This is a genomic window from Leptolyngbya sp. BL0902 (genome assembly GCF_016403105.1).
Lineage (GTDB): Bacteria > Cyanobacteriota > Cyanobacteriia > Phormidesmidales > Phormidesmidaceae > Nodosilinea.
Map to the genome: position 1 here is coordinate 47,805 of NZ_CP046158.1, position 19,120 is coordinate 66,924.

Below are 19,120 nucleotides of genomic sequence, written 5' to 3' on the forward strand. Positions count from 1 at the left end.
CCAGAAATCACCGATAGAGGCCCATTCCCGACTAACACAAGGGTGCATCCGGCCCAGAAGGAGCATCAAGTTCGTACCCCCGATAGCGACGGCGCTTGAGGATGTTCTGCATCAACCGCTGTCCGTCTTCAAAGTCAGCACAGACGGTTTCCCGCTGGCCCCCTTTGCCCGTGCGACGACCACTCCACTTCCGCAGCAACACCCACTCACCAAAAAGATTCTGGCGTAGCGCACAGGCGTAGATACGGTCTCCCCGCTGCCAAAACAGTTCCTGCCATTGGTCGGGGTCATAGTTCGGCTCGGTCATCGCCTCTACCGTCCTAATTCACAAGCCCTAAAGAACGTTGCTGCTTGAACTCCATCCTAAAGTGCCTCCACGAGATCTGAAGTCTGTGGAGTTCCCGTACAGTCCAGGGATCGGGCCTTATCCCGCCAGTTCTAGGGCTATCAGGTCAGCTAGGGGCACGGTACGCACCGTTTGGACAACAGGATTCTGGAGTTGAATGGTCGCTGACCCGCCTTCGGTGTCCAGCACCCGCCAAAGGCCGAGGGAACTGCCCCACCGAACGTGCTGCCCGACCCACGAATCATCGGTTTTAGGGAGGTTCAAGGTGTCACAGCCCCTCCATGTATGGTCATTAACCATCGGGGGTGTGTCAGAGGTTGAGGCTTGATGGTCGCTGCCGTTCCGGCGTTCGGCCCGACGGGCAAGGATGGCCAGGGCTTGAGCCTTAGCGTCGGGGTCAATCTGGTAGATGCGGATGCGTTTTGGGTGGCCCTGTCGGGTCTGTCGGGACGTGGTGGGCAGGCCCATCTGGTCAAGGAGTTGACCGAGGATTTGCTGGGGCCGCATGGCGGGCTTGAGCGCCACGTTGAGAGCGGCTTTGACCTGGGGCGCTAGGGTCAGGGCTTGAGCGGCAAACTGAGCCAGGGTGTCATCATCGCTCAGCCATTCGTTTGGGTTATGGATCCATTCCTCTAGGCCAAGGCGCACCCTAACCTGTCGCCTGAGTTCGGCGGTAGAAATATCCCAAGGACAGAGGGTGAGGTGGTGCTGGGCCTGTCGCTCTACCGAACGCACCACAGCCGCGCTGGCAGTTTCGGGATAGAGGAACGCTTCGAGTTCAAGCAGTTGTCCCCGATAGCGACCGTGATTGTCGAGCAGCACCAGCTCAGCCGTCACCGCCTCAAGGGGAATGGCATAGAACTCGGCGAGGTGCCATTTCTGGAGAGCCAGCCGTTCCTCGGTATCGAGGTGTTCGGCGGTCTCCAGGGCTTTGGCCTGGGTGGCAGTGAGGTTGACTGCCGATGCGGTGGCTCTGGCTTCAGAAGCCTTGATTTGGAGTCGCGCTTCAGCCATCTGACGTTTCACCTCCTGGTGCGTGTCGAGTCGTTCAATGGTGAGATGGTGTCCTTCGTGAATCAGCCGTACCTTCAGGGCTGACCTCAGTGACAACATCGAGCGGTTGCGCTGAGCTTCGAGGGTGGCCCAGAGGTGGACGTGGGGGTTGAGCCAGTCGTAGTCGGTGATGTGGGTGGTGAGGGCTCCCAGGCTGGCGGCGGTCATCTGAGCGGTGGCGGTAGCCTTGTCCTGGAGGAGCTTTTTCAAGCGTAGCGGATTGGTTTCACGACCGACCTTAGAAAAGTTACGACCACCCTTGGCACACCACACCACACGTGGGACGGGCTGTCGCACCCTGGCTAGGGCTTGGCTCATATCGGCATCGGTGCTGCTGGCTCCCCAAAACAGGCCGTAGACCTGGTCGAAATGCTCCACCTCAATCGACACGCCCGTGCCCATACTGGGCGTAGCAATGACCACGGGATAGTCGGTGATGGTGGTGTTGGGATCCATAATGACGGCTTTTTCAAGCTCACCGCTGCTGGTGTCGCTGTTGAGCAGGAGCACCTTCAATCGGGCGGCTTCCAGATCGGTGATTAAACGGTCGAGGCGCTTGCTTCCGGCCTTAGAATCCGTGGCGATGAAGACCCGTTGTCCGGCCTGAACCGCTTCCAGCAGTCGAGCGGTGATGGCACTGGCGTCCGGGGCTTCGATGAAGGTGACGGGCCAGGGGTCAACCTTGGCTTCGTTGACCAGCAGCCAGAGAGGAGTGCCCTCGCCTCGCAGGTGGGCCAGGTAGTCGAGACAGGGTTTATCCAGATCCGCATCGGCCACAATGACGCGCTTAGCGGCCTGCACCAGTTGGGTGAATCGTGCCAGTAGGACGGGTCGTGCGCCCTCTTTATTGCAGGTGGAACTGGTGAGTAGGTGCCGCATCAACTGCACAAACTCATCGAGGATCAGGTCACAGCCGCGAAACTTCTCCAGGTCAATGGCCAGCAGCGTACCGTCCACGCATCCCCCAATGCGCAGGGTGTAGCCGTCGCCGTTAATGAACTCGCCTTTAAGTCGGTCGAGGTCACCCCGGTAGTTGACGCCTAGGCGACGACAGAGATTCCGCATCAGCACGATGCGGTGTCCGAGGGCGAGGGTGGTGTCTCCGTCGGCTACTAAATCGGCGATGAGGTTGGTTTTGCCCGTGCCCTTCGCCGAACGCAGGGCAATGATGCCTGTTTGGGGAAGGGATGCGGCATCGAGGGTATCGAGGTCACGGGTGTTGACCTGCATGGAGGGAAGCAGGGTGCCCAGGGCGCTATCAAGGGCCACCTTCAGCCGCCATTCGTCCAAAGTCAGCGCTCGGTCAATGGCCTGGTGCAGCGCTGCTGTGCCTACGTTGGCCACCAGGTCATCGAGCCCCTTGCCTTGTGCGGCTGACCATTCCACCATCTGTACCACATAGCCTGCGGCGGCCAACAGCCCGCCAAATCGAAAGAGTGCGCCCGTCACCCGTCGCTTTGCCGTCGCTTTGGTGTCTTGGTCAAAGGCGAGGTAAACCGGGCGGCCTGGGGTAGCGATGACCTTCACATCCTCGACCAGTTCCGGGGGACAGGGATGGCCTAGGGCATCTTTGACCCGATAGCCCGCATTCACCCCCACTAGAGCGATGGCCGCATAGCCCGCACTGAGGGCGCAGCCTGCCTTTTTAGCCCCTTCGGTAATTAGAATCGGAGCCTCTGGCATGGCGCACCACCAGGCCCAGAAGCCCTCGTCCATGGCTTTGACGGCACTCAGTAAGCTCCTGGTGTCTCCGAGGGCTGTCCGCATCCGTTGACGGTAGGCTTGACCATAGCCATGGCGCGTTGCAATCTTCAAGCCCACGCGCCAGGACACCTTCAGAAACAACGCCCGTGGCTTTTGACCTTCGGGGGAACTGTACTTCTTAGCCTTGCCTTTGTGGTCGAGGTCGGGAGTATCAGCCTTGAACTGGCCCCAGTCCAGCGGTGCCCAGTCGTTGAGGGGGTCAAGTCCTGAGACCCACCATCCGCCATTCACCGATTGCTCGTAGCGACGCAGAACATGGCTCACCGCTCCGGTCACGTACTGCTGAGACCAGCCCCCAAAGCCTGCAAGCTTATCGCCCACCAGGCATTCGAGTACGGCCTCACCTGCAAGGCTGCTGACGTTGGCGGTAATCAGTTCGGGCTTGACGCAGGATTGTCGCCATTCACAGAAATGAGTGTGTTTCATCGCACCACCTCCGGGGCTAGGGTGGTCGCGACTGAGCAACGGGTTGAGGACAAATCGAGACTGAACGCGAAGAAGGTTTCGCTAACGTCATGGTAGACGTCAGCCTGTCGAACACGATCTAAGACGGTGGGCATGGGTAGAGATGTGGGTCAAAGGCCGCGCCTCGACGGAGGAGGATGTTTCCTTTTCCGGTGTCTGCCAGGGCAGAGCGGATGAACCTGACCTATCCATCTCCAAACGGTGTGGAGAGGGTGAGGGATGTTCAATGGGTGGAACGTCCGCCGTGCAGAAACAGACGCGGGTGGACAATGGTGGCGGTTAACAACGCGGAATGCCCGACTCAACCCGGCTTGCTTCTCATCCGAACGATAGATTTTTTGGACGGGATGAGGGAATTGAGATGGGCCATAACGGGCCAATGCGTTGCAAAACCTGGTGGATCCCCGATGTCAAAAAATAGGCGCTAAAAATCAGGCGCACTATTGCACTGCTGATCTGAGTCAGCTATGATGATGGGGAATTGTTTTTCAGAACGACTCCGGCACGTCTTTGTGACGTGTTCTCAATAGGTCAGCAAGGCGATAGCGTGTTTCTTGGCAGGAAGAGCTATCGTTTTTGCCTTTTAAAGGGTTCGTTCCAATCGGTTCACATGGTCATCACCTCCTGTATTTGGCCTAGTTTACCGGATCGCTCCAAGGGATGCACCTTTGTCTAAGGGACGGAAGCTGCCTATGACAAAAGCTAGAGGACAACGACCAGCGTCGTCATCCCATCCCACCCTAGTATTGATCATCTAGGCCGTATTGTGAATCGGCTGGAGATGATAGCTAACGGGGCCGATCCGGGCTTTGAGTTAGTCATTCAGGGTGTCCTCGCTGGGCCATCATCACACCTGTCTTCCAGTGCCGATAACCTGACGTCTGATCCGTCTCCATGCGCCAAACAAAGTCTGCGCTTTGCGGGGGCGATCACCCCCCGGATGACACTGCAAGGTCGCCCCTAACCTGTCGTCGTTGATTGACCTGGTCGGGGCTGGGAAGTTACTGGAGCAGGGTAGCGGTAGCATCGGGGGCGAGGCCATCAAGGTGGGCCAGGGGCATGACCTTAATCTCGCTGGTTTGGGCCATCTGCTTGAGGTCAAACATGGTGTAGTTCAGCCCGTTGTAGGTGCGCAAAAATACTCGTGCCCGGTTCAAATCCGACAAAATCATCCAAGGGGTATATTCGGTATCCCCTTCGGAGAGCATACCGCCTTCGCCGCCGCCTTCGGTGCGGGGGTCGGTGGTGGCTCCTTTGGGGCGATCAAAGGTGTTCATGATGTGGGCCAGAGCTAGCACCGCTGCATCGGGGTCGGTGGCTTTTTCGGTGTATTGGGTGTAGTAGACTGCCCGAATAAACCGCCCCACGGAGGTGCTGGAACTGGGTAGGCCCACGGTGGCAATACCGGAATCGGGCTGGTTGACGGTCAAGGATCCAAAGGTATTGGTGGATTGATCGATGTTGCTCAGGTAGGTGTAGTTGCTGAGGTTGGTGAGGTGCCAGTCGAAGCGGGGGCCATTGGTCATCACGCCCACGGGGTTGTCGTAGACGGTCATCGTGCCCTCATGGAACTCCACGACGATGCTGGCCCCGGTGCGGTCGCTCAGCAGGTAGTGGAAAGGAGCCGCTGCCCCTTTGAGAATATCCAAGGACGTCAGTACCACGGGCTGCTCGGCCAGGGCCGCCTTTACCGCCGCCACAGTGTCAAAGCAGCCCAGTGCCCAAGACCCTAGGTCGGCCACCGACAGCATAGCTTGGGTCAGGTCGATCTGCTGTTGTGCCCCGCCCACGGAGGGATAGGCGTTGAGGTTAAAGGACAGCCCCGCCTCGTTGATGCCTTCGATCACCTTCAGGTCGGCGGGGGTGAGGGGAGCCTCGGCGGTGGGGATGCGGTCGGGCATTGTCACCACGAACAGAGCGTATTGGGTGGTGTAGGACAGCCCTGGGGTGTTGTTGACCACCGATTGCAGCGTTTGCCCAGCGGGCAGGTAGACCAACTGATAGGGAAAGTCCTGCCCTAGCTCCATGGTGCGCCCGTGGTAGGCGTTGCCCTGGGCATCGAGGTAGGTGAGCGAGGTACAGCCAAATCCGGGCCCGCGACTAAACTGCTCTAGAGCCGCGATATCGGAGGGGCTGAAGTGAATGGGAAATGTCATGGTGAGTAGCCTAGGGTAGGGTGAACGAAGAATACGCAGGGAACGGGCTTGAAAACGTTACCATGGGGGAAGCGGATCCTAGAAGGACAGTAGGCTCAGCCGAGCTAGAGGGCTTGATCAAGGTGTTGGGCAATGGTCTTGAGGGTGGAAAACGTTGCGCTAAAGGCCACCAACGGCGCTATAGGATATTCGCGGCTTTCGAGGCGCAATGCTAAAAGCTGAGTTTCTAAGGCTTCTAGTTGGGGCAGTAACGGCTCCTGAGTAAGGGGGGCTTTCCCTTCTACCTGGTTGGCCACTTGGTAGAAGCGGTCGGTGGTCTGCTGGGCGATGGCCTGAAAGTCGGCTAAAAAACGCTGGGCCAGCCAATTTGGGGGCGGTGTGCGGGTATGGTCTCGCAGGTGGTTGAGCTGGGCTAAGAGCAGTGCTTCTTGCTCAATCCAGGTGTTCCAACGTCGGGTTTCCTGCTTGGCAGCGGCGCTAAAGCCGAGTTCTAGCCCCGCCACCAGGCTCAGCAGCTCGTGTTGTTCGGCGGCTTTGGCCAGCTTGTCGGTCTGGGTTTCTAGTCTAGGATCAGCGGGTTGGTCGAGCCAATAGTGAGCCAGCAGCCCTTGGTACATTTGCCCCATCTGGCGATAGGTATCGGCAAGGCTCTGGGTAAACTGGCCCACCTCTGACCCGGTGATAAAAAACAGGCTGACGACAAAAGCCAGACTGGTTGCCATCAGTGTAGACAGGGAAGCGGCCCGCAGGGCTTCATGGAAAAATGGCCCCACCCCTTCGGCGAAGAGCAGCGCCGTAAGAATGGCCCCAATGCGAGATAGTTCGATGGAATGGGGTGGCGTGCCGGGGAGAAAGCCAAAGGGGCCTGCGATCATTTCCGTGGCCTTGGCTAGTGGCCCCACCGTGGGCAGGGCAAAGCTCATAAACAAAATGAAGTACAGCAAAAAGCTACTTGCCGGGTTAAACCCAAAGGCGTTGGCCACCAGGTAAATCCAGAACAGCAGCAGGTGGATGACCACAATGCCCCCCACGACCCCGGCAATGGCCCGCAGCAGCGTGCGCTGCACAAAAAACAAGAGCCCCGCCAGCCCCACCAGCGTGGCCACGCGAGTGTAAACCAGAGCAGGAAAGGGATACTCGAGGCTGTAGACGACCACCAGCAAGAGCCCAATCGCCGCGCCCATCCCCACAATTTCAATCACCCGGCGAGGAGAAAGCGGTGTCCACCGGGGCAGGCTGATCAGGGGTTGTCGGCGATGTTCGGCCACGATCTGCGCCCGCTGGTGGAGGCCATCGCTCAACGCTTCTAGACTATGTACCAGTTGGCGACAGAGTTCGAGCTGATGAAAGCCTTGCAAAACCTGGGGCGCATCGTACGGATCGAAGGCCCCGGATGCCCGCAGGTCATTGAGGGTAGCGGCCATGGCGGTCACATCTTGGTGCAGCAGGGCCAAAGCGGTTGGAGGATCTGGGGGTGGCTGAGTGAGGGCCGCTTGGAGCTGATCGCAGGTGGCGGTGCTGTGGAGCAAAAACTGATCGAGGTGCTGCACAAAGACCGGAGGTACCGCGAGGGCATCCCTGGCCACCAACTGATCTAAATGGTCTAACTGCCGAACGAGCTGGGTTTGGGCGGCCAAAATCGCCCCCCAGTTTTCTTCGTAAATGCCCTCACCCTGAAACTCATTTTCGGCGTTTTCTAGGGCCAGGTGGTTGCCTTCCACCAGGGTTTCTAGCTGGTGATGTAGGTGGGCAGCATCGAGATGGGCCAGGGTGGGATGGGGTGCCCAGCGTTGCACCATGGCTCCTAGACGCAGCGGCAGCTGCTGCAAAAACTGCCGGGTTCCCTTCACCAAGGCCGGACGACTGCCCCGAGGCCAAAACAGCAGCACCACCGCAAAGCCCACCATGATGCCAATCCAGTTGTCGATCAGTCGGGCCGCCACATAGCGCCAGATGTTTTCTTCGGCTGAGGTGCCCAGCACGCGCATGGCAATGAAGGTACCGACCAGGGTGGCCTGGGAATAGGCGGCTTCCCAGCGATAGGTTTCGCACAGCAGGGCAGCAAAAATGAAGGTGAGGGCGGGCACCACGTAGAACGCTGGCGTCTCTACCCCATAGGCCGAGATCAGCGTGGCGGCAATCAAACCGCCCAGGGCACTACCGCCCAAACGCCCCAGCCCTGCGTTGAAGGCTCCCCCCTGGCTGGGTTGATAGACCACCGACACAAAGCCAAAGATCGGGTAGGCGAAGTTGTCTAGGAGGTCGCCCCGGTTTTGGAGCAGCCCGGTTAGCAGCGCCGCCCCCAGGGCAAAACTTAGCCCCTGCTTGATCAGTTGAGAAACTTCGCTCTTAGCCACAGGCGCTAACCGTTGATTGCGCGTTCGGTGGAATACAGCACCAGGGCCAGAAACAGCACTAGCCAAAACCAAAGCTGCGGGGGTTCGCTGAAGATCAGCACCAAAAACACCAAGCCCGCCGCAATGATCCACCACTTTAGCCACCAGGCCCACCAGGGGGATTTGGGTTTAGATGCTCGCATGGCTAACCTCGATAAATTCCGGTAATGGCGCGAAAGGCTGAGACTAGGTATTCAATCAGCACGCGCTCTTCGACCACGACATGGGCTGCGCCCGTGGTGCCGTCGGTAATGGGCTGATCAGGGCCGTTGCTGGCCGTCCATCGATAGCCGCTGGGGGTGTCGGGGTCAGCTTCTAGCCGCAGCTCAACGATGATGTTGACGGCGGTGATGGACTGGGGCATCTCAGGGTTGCGTTCATCTTCGCCCAGCAGCAGTTTGAGGGCCAGTTCACGGCTGCCCACCAAGTTCACCAACTCCGCCACGGTGACGGGCCGCTGCCCCACCGAAACCACCTCCGCCACCATGCTGCCAAAGCGCTCGCGGGGCTGGGAGTCTGGCACTACGTCAACGGTCATGCCCGGAGCTAGTTGCTTCGCCTCGCCCACCTCAAATAGGGCCACCACGTTCGATTCGGCCTCGGCGGTCGTGCGCACAAGGTGGCCGATGGCTCCCCCCGGCAGCACAATTTCGCCCGGGTTGATGGTCACGGTTTCCACCCGACCATCGGCGGGGCTCACTACTTCCCTGTTGGTCTGAATCAAGGTTTCTAGCTCTACAATTGCCCGTCGCTGGTCGGCCATGAGGTTGGCGCGGGTGGTGTCGCTAACGGTATCGATCAGGGTGACGGCGCTATTTTCGGTCAGTAGCGCATTGCTGGCGGCCTCTAGGGTGCCAATCTGGGCCACTAGGCTTTCGTCAAGGCCGTTGAGTTGCTCTAGGGCCACCTGAATTTCGTTAATGGCGTTGTTGACGCTCAGCCGATTGGCATCTAAGAAGTAGGACGGGAAATTGATCGGGGCCACTACGCCCTCCTCAACCAAGTTATTAAAGGCGTTGATGCGCTGGTCGGTTTCGGCCTGGAAGCCTTGCAGGTAGCGGAGGTGATCTAAAAAGGCCTGCCGCTGGCTCTGGTTGATGGCAAGCTGGTCGCGGAAAGCCTGAATCTGTTGGCGGTTGGCCTGCTGTTGCTGGGTGACGGTCGCGAGGTTAAGCTGGCTGCGGTTGGTTTCGGCGGCGGCAATTTGTTGATTCTGGGCCTCCAGATCGGCCAACCGTTCGCGCATATTTTGCAAAGCTTGGGTCTGCTCTGGCGACTCCATCACGGCCAGCAGTTGTCCGGCGCTCACCTCATCTCCGGGCTGCACCGCAATCTCCACCACGCGCCCCCCCAAGCGGGGCTGAATCGCTACCGTGGATCGCGGCACTAAAATCACCGCCCGCCCAGTGGCCCGCACCGGAAACCGCCCAACACAGGCCCAAACCAAAAAGGCCCCTAGCAGTAGCCCAATGGGCACAAAGCGAGGCCAGCGGTCTAACAGGCTTTCCTGAGGATCATCCTGAATCGGATTAAATCGTTCTGCCTGCTCTACGAGCGCCTGCCGCGATAGATCGGGTTCAGGGGCAGGAATCAACGGATCATCCTCAAGGGCATTGGGCTGGTCATGGGGTGGGGGCAGAGATTGCATTGCTCGAACTACCAAGGGCACCGATAAAGGTAGAGCCACTCGAAGGTGACTATTCAAGTTCAATAAGTAACGCTTAAATAAGTAACGCTTAAATGAGTAACGTTAAGCCAGTAGCAGCCTAAGCGCCACATGAGCCATCAAGGCACAACCTGAGTAAGCTAGGGTATCTTGACGTCAGTTTAGCCGGAAAGATCGTTTGTGGCCATTGCGTTTTGCTGCTGCCATTTCACTATGAACCTATCTCGCCAAGTTGCGACGGGGGTCGCCTTGCTCACGGTTTTTGCAGGCTCCCCCAGCCATGCCCAGCCATCCCTGCGGCTGGCGGAGTCGTTAGATCGAGACACCGAGACCCTGCCGTTGGATCCTAGGGAACACAAGGCTCCAGGTGCCCCCGATGCGAGTCCTGAAACGGAGAGGACTCCCGGCGCAGAACAACCGGAAGCACTCCCTGGCCCAACGCCTGAGATCGGCCCTGGGCTTGTGGAAAGCCGAACGGTGCAATCGCTCACGTTGGAGGAAGCCGTGGCCCTGGCGGAGCAAAACAGCCGCCTGCTCCAAAATGCGCGGCTTCGGGTGGAGGTGCTGAAGGCCATTCAGCGCGAGGCCGCATCGACGCTGGCACCTCGGGTGGTGCTGGGGGCCAACCTCACTTACGAACGGTCGCCAGCGGGGGAGTTGCTTGACCGCCAGATTAACAACGCCCTCAATGACCTCCGTAACTCCATTGATGACCGCATCACAGCTTTGGTGCCACCCCAGTTTCTCCCCCTAGCCGAGCGCGAGATTGGCCTGCTCAATAGCTTTGCCGACCGCGCCCTCACTAACATCATCAATCGGGCGGGGCTGGGTGGTCTTGGGCGTTCGGGTAATCTCCCGCTTTCGGCCACCGCTGCGGTGGTTTACGACCCCGATATTTGGGGCGCTAGGGCCGCCGTGGTGCAGGCCGCAGAGCTGGAAGTTCAGGCTGGAGAACTAGAAGTCGCCCGCCAGCGCGAGGATTTGCGTCTGCTAATCACCGCCGAATACTACAACCTCCAGGAGGCGGATGCCCTCGTCCGTATTGCTGAGACCGCCCTCGATAATGCCCTCGCGGTGCTGGCGGATGCCCAAGCGCTTCAGCGGGCTGGGGTCGGGAGTCGGCTAGATGTGCAGCGGGCGCAGGTGTTGGTGGCCAACATTCAGCAGGGGCGAGAGCTGGCCCAAACCTTCCAGGCCAACTCGCGACGACGGATGGTGCAGCGGATGGGCCTGCCGATGACGGTGACGGTGACGGCGGCGGATCCCGTGGCGGTGGCTGGCGCGTGGGATTTGTCCCTCGATGACAGCATCATGGCTGCCTTGCAGCACCGCCAGGAACTTGACGAACTTCAGATTCAGCAGGCTGTGAACCAGCGCCAAGAACGTTTGGTGCAAGCTGGAAACCGCCCACAGCTCAATTTCTTTGCCAGCTATTCGGTGCTTAATGTGCTCAATGCCCCGTTCAATCCTGGTTTTGTGGATGGCTATGCGGTGGGCGGCACCCTGCTGTGGGAACTCTACGATGGCGGCGCAACCCGCGCCAGAGTTGACCGTACCAGGCTCAATCGAGAAATTTTGGCCAACCAACTGGCGGAGGTCGAAAGCGAGATTGGGCTTCAAGTGGAAGTGGTCTACAACGATTTGCAGGCCAATGCCGCCAACATTGACACTGCTACGGTGAACGTGTCGGAGGCCCAAGAGGTGTTGCGACGGTCTCGCCTCGGCTTTAATGCAGGTGTTGTCACGCAGCTAGAAGTCACCACGGCCCAAACCAACCTCACCGAGGCCGAAACTAACCTCGTCCGCAGCATCCTCAACTACAATCGGGCGCTGGCGGCGCTACAGCGAGCGGTTAACCTGCCGGAACGTTGATGTGCCAACAACTAGGGCCGCTAAATGGGTCAGGCCGAAATTTTTGGATTATCAATCAGTTGCCAGACCCAGCCCCCCAGTCCAAAGGGATGAGACTTTAAGCCAAAAACCTCGTGTTAACGATCCTGTTCTCGCACCTGGTTCAGTCTCACCTGCGATTGTCCCATCGGGTAGTGTTCTAGACCTGTGTTTCGCAACAAAGGGTGAGGAGTCCTGATACTGGCTTTCTGCTCATGGTTCTCGAATTGGTTGGCTGCCCCACTTATCAGACCTCTGATGTCGTCAAACATGGCACAGGCGATGAAGGCAAGCAGCGCTATCGCTACCACAACACCGAGTGTTCGCGAACCTCTTTCATCCGTGACTACACCTACCGAGGCTATTGGCCTGAGGTCAAGCGGCCAATCAGTGACATGGCGATGAATGGCAGCGGCATTCGTGATACCGCTCGGGTGTTGAAGGTGAGTTCGACGGCCGTGATTGAGGCACTAAAAAAACATCGGCATCTGGAGGCGGTTAACCGGGCCGTGTTAGAGCAACCGCCCAATCCTCCCACCACAGCCCTGATGGTGCGGGTGGACGATGCAGAAATGGACGAAATGTGTAGCTTTGTGCCGTCAAAGCAGCAGCAGCGATGGCTCTGGCATGCCATCGATCACCAGACGGGGCTGTGCTGGCCTAGGTTCTAGCGCCCCATGACGATGTCGCCCTCTCAGCACTCATGGCGTTGCGCACACCCTTTGGCATCCAGCCGTCTTACACCGATAGGTGGAGGGCTTACTTGCGATTGATCGAGCCTGAGCGGCATACGGTGGGTAAGGCGAACACTCAGCGCATTGAACAAAAACACTTGACGTTAAGGACTCGGATCAAACGGTTGGCACGCAAAACCATTTGCTTTTCTAAATCTATCTTGATGCATGACACAGTGATTGACCTGTTCATCAACCGCTATGAATTTGGGCGGGCTGTATGACAGCCCCATACACAGGTCTAGAACACTACCAACCCATGTCTGTTGAAGGATCAGGAGACCTTACCCCTCCGTGAATCCAATGCTGTAGGGGCGTGGTTTTCGCGCCCAACGTAGAAGCTTTGGTCAGCCAGTTAGCTTTTGTCTTCCTTCTGAGCAGTAAACCAGGCTCCTATCCTACTAGGGTATTCGCAGGAATGAAATAACTCTGAGTATCTTTAAGCTTAGTCATGCCCAGAGATAATTACTCTCTACAGCATAAAAAAATAAAATTAATCCAAAGAATATTTTTATGGATAAATAGTGGCATTTATCAAAGATGTATCTCTATTTACAGTCCTGCATCAAATGAGATGGATTAAATAGGGCTAACAAGCATTGAGGGAGATTAGTTAATGGATTATTTTTCAGGTTGGTCTAAGCACAGAATCACAGCTGGTTTTCTAACTATTTCAATGCTCTTTGTTGGAGCTTGCTCAGGCGAGACAACAACATCTGAAGGTGAAAATTCTTCATCCTCAGGCAGGTGTGAAAGTACCATTCGTGTTGCCGTTGGAACTCAGGATCAGGTGATTAATACCGCCGTTGGTGGAGCTGCTGTGCGAGAGTTAGGGTTGTTGGAAAAGCACCTACCAAGAGATGGTGATTACGAAGGGGTATGCTACGACATTCAGTGGTCTAGCTACACCTCTGGGCCACCCATTACAAACGCGATGATGGCCAATCAGCTCGATATTGGTCTCATGGGTGATTTTCCCGCCGTCATTAACATGATTACGTTTGCGCAGGAAAACCAGAGCACCAATTCAACGTTTATTGGCACCCTAGCCCACAGCCCTAATGGAGCGGGTAATGCCGTCATGGTGCCTGCAAACAGTGATGTCACGTCCCTCGCTGATTTAAGAGGAGGTGCAATATCTGTCCCCTTTGGTTCCGCAGCCCACGGGATGGTGCTCAAGGCCCTTGAAGAGGTTGGACTTGACCCTGAAACGGATGTTAATCTAGTCAGCCAAGCTCCTGAAGTAGGTGGTTCAAGCCTACGCACCGGACAGATTGATGCCCATGCCAACTTTGTGCCCTTTGGTGAACTGTTTCCCTTCCGGGGCTTTGCCAGAAAAATTTTTGATGGTGCTCAAACAGGCATTCCTACCCTCCATGGCATCACGGTACGGTCTGATTTTGCGGAACAGCATCCCGACATTGTAGTGGCCTATCTGAAGGCTGTGCTGGAAGCTAACCAGATGTTCCGGGAAGATCCTGAGGGCATTTCCGCTCAAATTCAAGAGTGGTCAGGGATCGAAAAGGAAGTGGTCTATATGTTCCTCGGCCCTTCCGGACTACAGACCCTCAATCCCACCATTGGAGATACTCAACTCAGCGCCCTTGAGAATAGTGTGGCTACGCTTACCAGCCTCGGCAGAATTGAAAACCCCATTGACCCTAGCGAAGTTGTGAACTGGACGGATGAAAGCTTTTTGCGGCGGGCGATGGAAGAGCTAGGTCTTGAGTATGATGACGTAGTAGCCACCGCTGAATCCTACGAAATTTCTGGAGAAGATGCCCTAACTGGAGAACTCATTGAGGACCCGAGACGAGCCGCCCAATTCTGGGTGCAAGGGGAGGAAACGGTCACTAACTTTGCCTCCATTGCCAATATGGTGAAGGCCCTCACAGAACTTCAGGCCGAGGGTCAAGCGGCCAATGCCATGTTTGTCCATGACCACAACAGTGGCTTGAAACTGTTTGCTGAAAACTCTTACTTTGTTCGCAACGGTGATGAGGTAGCGGCCTTTTTGCTAGAGTCCGATGCCCAAGCCTACGTGGCCCAAACAGGGGGAACCCTGACGGCATTCCGGGATTTGCAAAGCATCTACGCCAAGCAACCCGTTCTCCTAGGGGTTCGCTAAGGCCAGTTAGTTTCAGATATTGGGTTAGCCCTAGGACGCTACACAGGGGAGCAATACCAGTGAACTCCGCACAAAAGGGGAATTCAGTGTGGCACAGAATACACGGAATACGGATCTAACATCCCCGTAATGTAGCTCTAGGGCCTTACCCCTGTAGTTTTGAGAGGAAAACAATGACAGTTACGGTATCGAAGCCTAGCCCGATGGGCTGGGTCAGCCAGCTTGCGACGACAGCGAGAACAGCCATATTACAAAGCCGCCCTCTGCGTCAACTACTCTCGCTGGTTCTATTCTTTGGCATTTGGCAAATCCTCAGTACGATCAATTTTAATTTCATCATCAACTTTCAATTTCTTCCCTCACCCTTAGAGGTATTTAGGGCGACGATCAAGTTTATGACGGGTAATCCCTGGATACATTTTTGGTCGAGCATTCAACGGGTGCTTTGGGGCTATGCCATTGCGTCTATTGCTGGGGTGCTGTTAGGTGTGCTGGTGGGCTGGTTCGAGGTGGTGGAAGATCTGGCGATGCCACCTTTAGAAATTCTCCGTCCCATTCCCGCCGTGGCCTGGATTCCCTTAGCAATTTTGATGTTTCCTAGCGCTGAAAATGGCATGGTTTACATCACCTTTATCGGCGCATTTTTTCCTATTCTGATTAGCACTATCAAAGGCGTTGAAAGTACGCTAGGTGACACAGTTCTGATTCGCGTAGGCCAATGTTTAGGAGCCAATCCCTGGCACATTTTCAAAGATATTGTGATTCCAGGTTCGATGCCCAGTATCGCTAGCGGCCTCACAATTGGCATGGGTAATGCCTGGTTTTGCTTGGTTACGGCGGAAATTTTGGCTGGACGCTATGGGATTGGCTACATCACCTGGGAATCCTACGTGACATCCAATTATCCGCCGATTGTGATGGGAATGCTGCTGATCGGCTTCATGGGAGCCTTTAGCTCCTGGGCGGTGGATCAGGCGACCCGTGCCCTGATGCCCTGGCGGGTGATTAAGAAGCAGGGCTAATCCCCAATCATTACAGTAAACCCACGGACGGACAGACAAGGAGAGAGCATGGTTACGATGCAACAAATTGAGCAGGAACAGCGAGCAACCCTGAAGGGATCCGTACAGGTAGAAGGGCTGTCGGTGGTTTATCGCCGCAAGCAGTATGAAAACTGTGTGCTAGATTCGATTCAGCTTTCTATTCAGCCAGGGGAATTTGTCTGTTTGCTAGGGCCATCGGGCTGCGGTAAATCGACGCTGTTGAATGTGATTGCGGGGTTTATTAAGCCCTCCAGCGGCTATGCTTTGGTTGATCACATGCCGATCACACGGCCTGGGGCAGATCGAGGGTTTGTGTTTCAGCAATATTCTCTGCTGCCCTGGAAAACCACCTTTCAAAATGTGGAGATGGGTTTGAGAATACAAGGAGTATCCAAGGCCGAACGCACAGAACGGGTGAATGACTACCTGAATCGGGTGGGCCTGTATAAACACCGCAATAGCTACCCCCACCAGCTCTCTGGTGGAATGCAGCAGCGGGCCAGCATTATTCGGGCCTTGGTGAATTCGCCTTCGGTGTTGTTGATGGATGAACCCTTTGCCGCCCTGGATGCCCAAACCCGCCATATGATGCAGGAGCTTTTGCTGAGCATTTGGGATGATCTGAAGACCACGGTAATTTTTGTCACCCACGACATTGAAGAAGCGATTTTCTTGGGTGATCGTATCTGTACTATGGGCGTTCATCCGGGACGAATTAAGTCAGAAATTCCTGTGCATTTGCCCCGGCCCCGTCATTTTGATGACACTCTTTCCCAGGACTTTATTGATCTGCACCGCCGAGTATTTGAATGCATTCGCGAAGAAACCATGAAAAGCATGGAAGCATAAGAAGGGGAGAATCCCTATCTGGTTGACTGACAAAAGACTCTGCACCGGGCGCGAAAACCGCGCCCCTATAGTATTGGGTTTATGGGGGGAGGTCTCCTGAATCCTTTAACGGATCTGGGTTGTGGCAAGCTTGGTCAGTCAACCAGGATGCCTACAGTGCAGCGATGGCGGCGGTGAGAAATTCCGGTTGCATCCAGCCCTCTAGGTTGATATGGCCTAGGGTTTCTTGGCCCGCAATTTGGCTAAGGGCATGGATGTGGGCCTGGAGCCAGTCGGCCCGCAGTTGGGTTTCGGAATGATATACCACATCCACAGGGTCGCTAGTGCCGGATAGCAGGGTTTTGCTGACGATGGCGGCATCTATATTGACCCAACGACTGACCAAGGTAGGGGCGATGGGCTGGGTAGCGTACCAATATTGAGCAGCCAGCAGCGCCCGCAGGTAGGCCACGGCAATTTCGGGATGCTGATCGGCCAATTCGTCGCGGATGACGACCCCGTGGAAGGTGGGTAGACCATCCATCTGGTGGGACAACAGCCGCCGAAACTGGCCCCTGTGCTTAGCGATTTCGTGGAATGGGGCGAAGTAGGCGTAGCCGTCGATGGTGTTATGAGCGGCACTAGAGGGGCGACGGGTGCAGTGGTTACAGGCATCGATGGTGGTGAGGGTGACGGCATCCAGCAGGTCGCAGTGGTGCAGGGAGCGCATCACCATACTGTGGGCCGCTGAGCCAAAGGGCACCGCAATCACCCGTCCCGCCAGGTCTTCGATGGCGTGGAGCGGCGACTGCTGGGGCACAATGATGTCGTTTCCGGTGCCGTCGGGGTTGCTGGCCACAAAGCTAATCAGGCGGGTGCAGGCGGTATCTGCCGCACCGGGAAGGGCGCTGAGCAGTAGGGGATAGTCCCCCAGCACGCCGATGTCGATCTGTTGGGTTTGCAACCCCTCCACAATGGGCGCACCGGAGCTATAGTCGGCCCAGCGGATTTGGTAACGGGTGCCGCTGTAGCGTCCGTGGCGGGGCAAAAAGTGTTCTAGCAGACCTAACCGTTGAATAATGAGCCCAGCGGTAATGGTTTGAATCGTTCGATTTTGGGTGCCAATGGTGAGGCGAATCGTATCTGTATTGCCGGGAGAAACGGCCCGCACAAAAAAGTTTGGTGCTTGGAACTGAGGTACCCTGGCAGTTGTAGCGATAGGCTGAACAGGGGTTAGGGATACCGAGGAAATATCGGGAACTGGGGGGCATGTTTGGCGTGTTTTTAGTAAAGCAACAAACTGCTGTACGGCTTCTATACTCGACCGAGGAGAACTCCCAGCAAGAGAAGCTTCTAGGGCACGATTCAGCCGCTTGGCCATTAGCAAAAACAGCGGACTACCCAGGGCAAATTCCTCTAGGGGGACATGACGAATTAGCCCCGCCTGACTTTCCAAATGCAGTTCAAAATCAGAAACAAAGCCAAGATAATGCCCTTGCATTAAATAAGTTCGTACCTGACTGAGGGAATCCACCACTTCCACATGGGCAAAGTCCGACAGTTCTAGCCCCAGTTCCTGCATTCGTTTTTGCAGCATAATGCGGCTGGGTGAACCTTCAGGCAGTAATACCCAGGACTCATCTTTTAATTCCTGCAAACTCAGCCAAGGTTGCTGGGCTAGGCGATGGCTAGCGGACACAGCGAGGGAATAGTGAACTGAATCAATGGCGGTTTCGGCGAGGTCGTCAAAGGTGCCATAGCTGAGGTCTGAAATCCCTAGATCTACATCTCCGGCTTTGATGGCTCGGTACAGTTCCTCTGCCGAATTGAACTGCACACAGCGGGTTTGAACGGCTGGATAACGCCGTCGATAGTCGTATAGTACCGACGGCAACCAGTGATCCATCACATCGGCCATGCCACCAAGGGTGAGGGCGCTGTGTTTGCCCTGCTTAATTTCCTCAATTTCAGCCTTGAGCCGCTGCTCTACCTCCAGTAGTTGTGGCCCCTCCGCGAGTAAATATTCCCCCACCTGAGTCAGTTCAATCCGGCGACCAAGGCGATGGAAAAGTGGCGTTTCTAGTTCTGTTTCTAGGGATTTGATTTTGGCACTCACCGCTGGCTGAGTCAAATTTAGGGTGTCGGCAGCTTCGGTAAAGCTCAGGCACTGAGCCACCTCTAGAAACACTTTAAGCTGATAAATTTCCACGGCGGTATGCGTCTTAGGCGCGTAGGGAACTCAACAGAGAAAAACCTTAATGAAGAGCAGTCAGTCTTTATTTTCAGCCATTTCATTGATTAGCATCATTTTAAAAAAATAAAGTGATCTTGTTGTTCTATTCATCATTTCTACAACCTGCTACTTTTTGCAAAAATGACCTATTGCGTTAACGCTCGCATTTATTATGAGATGACTCAAGGAACGTATTGACGGATTATGAGTGCGGATCAATATCCCCAACTTTATGGCTCAGAAAAATTTGTTACCTCCATTCTAAAGGAATCCAGTCTGATTTGCCGATCCTTAAAAGCTTATTAATTCAGGAAAAGATGAGATTATAGATGTCTAATAGATTTTTTTTATGAGTTTATAGAAGGCTGTGATGATCAAACCGTAGTCATCGTTACAAACCGTATTGATAGTGATTTAA

The 19,120-nt window shown here is 55.9% G+C and carries 13 protein-coding genes; 6 read left to right on the forward strand and 7 right to left on the reverse strand.

Annotated elements, in window-relative coordinates:
• Positions 1-31: 31 nt before the first annotated feature.
• From GFS31_RS20465 to GFS31_RS20490, 6 genes are all read right to left on the reverse strand, one after another.
• Positions 32-307, reverse strand: coding sequence for a WGR domain-containing protein (locus GFS31_RS20465; protein WP_198808561.1), 276 nt, complete (start codon positions 305-307; stop codon positions 32-34).
• A gap of 117 nt (positions 308-424) precedes the next feature.
• A complete protein-coding gene (locus GFS31_RS20470) occupies positions 425-3,589 on the reverse strand; it encodes a plasmid replication protein, CyRepA1 family (protein ID WP_198808562.1) in 3,165 nt (1,054 codons plus the stop codon).
• Positions 3,590-4,629: 1,040 nt separating this feature from the next.
• Entirely contained in the window at positions 4,630-5,784 is a 1,155-nt protein-coding gene (locus GFS31_RS20475; RefSeq protein WP_198808563.1) for a linear amide C-N hydrolase, read from the reverse strand.
• 104 nt (positions 5,785-5,888) lie between these two features.
• On the reverse strand, positions 5,889-8,141 hold the full coding sequence (locus GFS31_RS20480; protein ID WP_198808564.1) for an FUSC family protein: 2,253 nt from the start codon (positions 8,139-8,141) through the stop codon (positions 5,889-5,891).
• Between the two features lie 5 nt (positions 8,142-8,146).
• Positions 8,147-8,323: a hypothetical protein gene (locus tag GFS31_RS20485; RefSeq protein ID WP_198808565.1), complete on the reverse strand. Its 177-nt coding sequence runs from the start codon at positions 8,321-8,323 to the stop codon at positions 8,147-8,149.
• 2 nt (positions 8,324-8,325) lie between these two features.
• Positions 8,326-9,828: an NHLP bacteriocin system secretion protein gene (locus GFS31_RS20490; RefSeq protein ID WP_198808566.1), complete on the reverse strand. Its 1,503-nt coding sequence runs from the start codon at positions 9,826-9,828 to the stop codon at positions 8,326-8,328.
• Positions 9,829-10,059: 231 nt separating this feature from the next.
• Between GFS31_RS20490 and GFS31_RS20495 the strand changes: the two genes are divergently transcribed.
• The 6 genes from GFS31_RS20495 (at position 10,060) to GFS31_RS20515 (ending at position 16,490) form a co-directional block, all read left to right on the forward strand.
• Entirely contained in the window at positions 10,060-11,718 is a 1,659-nt protein-coding gene (locus tag GFS31_RS20495) for a TolC family protein (protein ID WP_198808567.1), read from the forward strand.
• A gap of 233 nt (positions 11,719-11,951) precedes the next feature.
• Positions 11,952-12,407, forward strand: a complete 456-nt coding sequence (locus tag GFS31_RS21170; protein ID WP_225907742.1) for an IS1 family transposase — start codon at positions 11,952-11,954, stop codon at positions 12,405-12,407.
• Between the two features lie 32 nt (positions 12,408-12,439).
• Complete coding sequence (locus GFS31_RS21175; protein WP_225907743.1) at positions 12,440-12,694, forward strand: IS1 family transposase; 255 nt, start codon at positions 12,440-12,442, stop codon at positions 12,692-12,694.
• A 392-nt stretch (positions 12,695-13,086) separates the two neighbouring features.
• Positions 13,087-14,598, forward strand: coding sequence for an ABC transporter substrate-binding protein (locus GFS31_RS20505; protein ID WP_198808568.1), 1,512 nt, complete (start codon positions 13,087-13,089; stop codon positions 14,596-14,598).
• A 203-nt stretch (positions 14,599-14,801) separates the two neighbouring features.
• Complete coding sequence (locus tag GFS31_RS20510; protein WP_225907752.1) at positions 14,802-15,620, forward strand: ABC transporter permease; 819 nt, start codon at positions 14,802-14,804, stop codon at positions 15,618-15,620.
• Positions 15,621-15,668: 48 nt separating this feature from the next.
• The gene (locus GFS31_RS20515; protein ID WP_225907744.1) at positions 15,669-16,490 is read left to right on the forward strand and encodes an ABC transporter ATP-binding protein; all 822 of its coding nucleotides are present in this window, start codon (positions 15,669-15,671) and stop codon (positions 16,488-16,490) included.
• A gap of 151 nt (positions 16,491-16,641) precedes the next feature.
• Here the strand turns inward: GFS31_RS20515 and GFS31_RS20520 are convergent, their stop codons facing one another.
• Positions 16,642-18,678 (reverse strand): LysR family transcriptional regulator, encoded by a 2,037-nt coding sequence (locus GFS31_RS20520; protein WP_198808570.1) that lies wholly within the window; start codon positions 18,676-18,678, stop codon positions 16,642-16,644.
• Between the last annotated feature and the right edge of the window lie 442 nt (positions 18,679-19,120).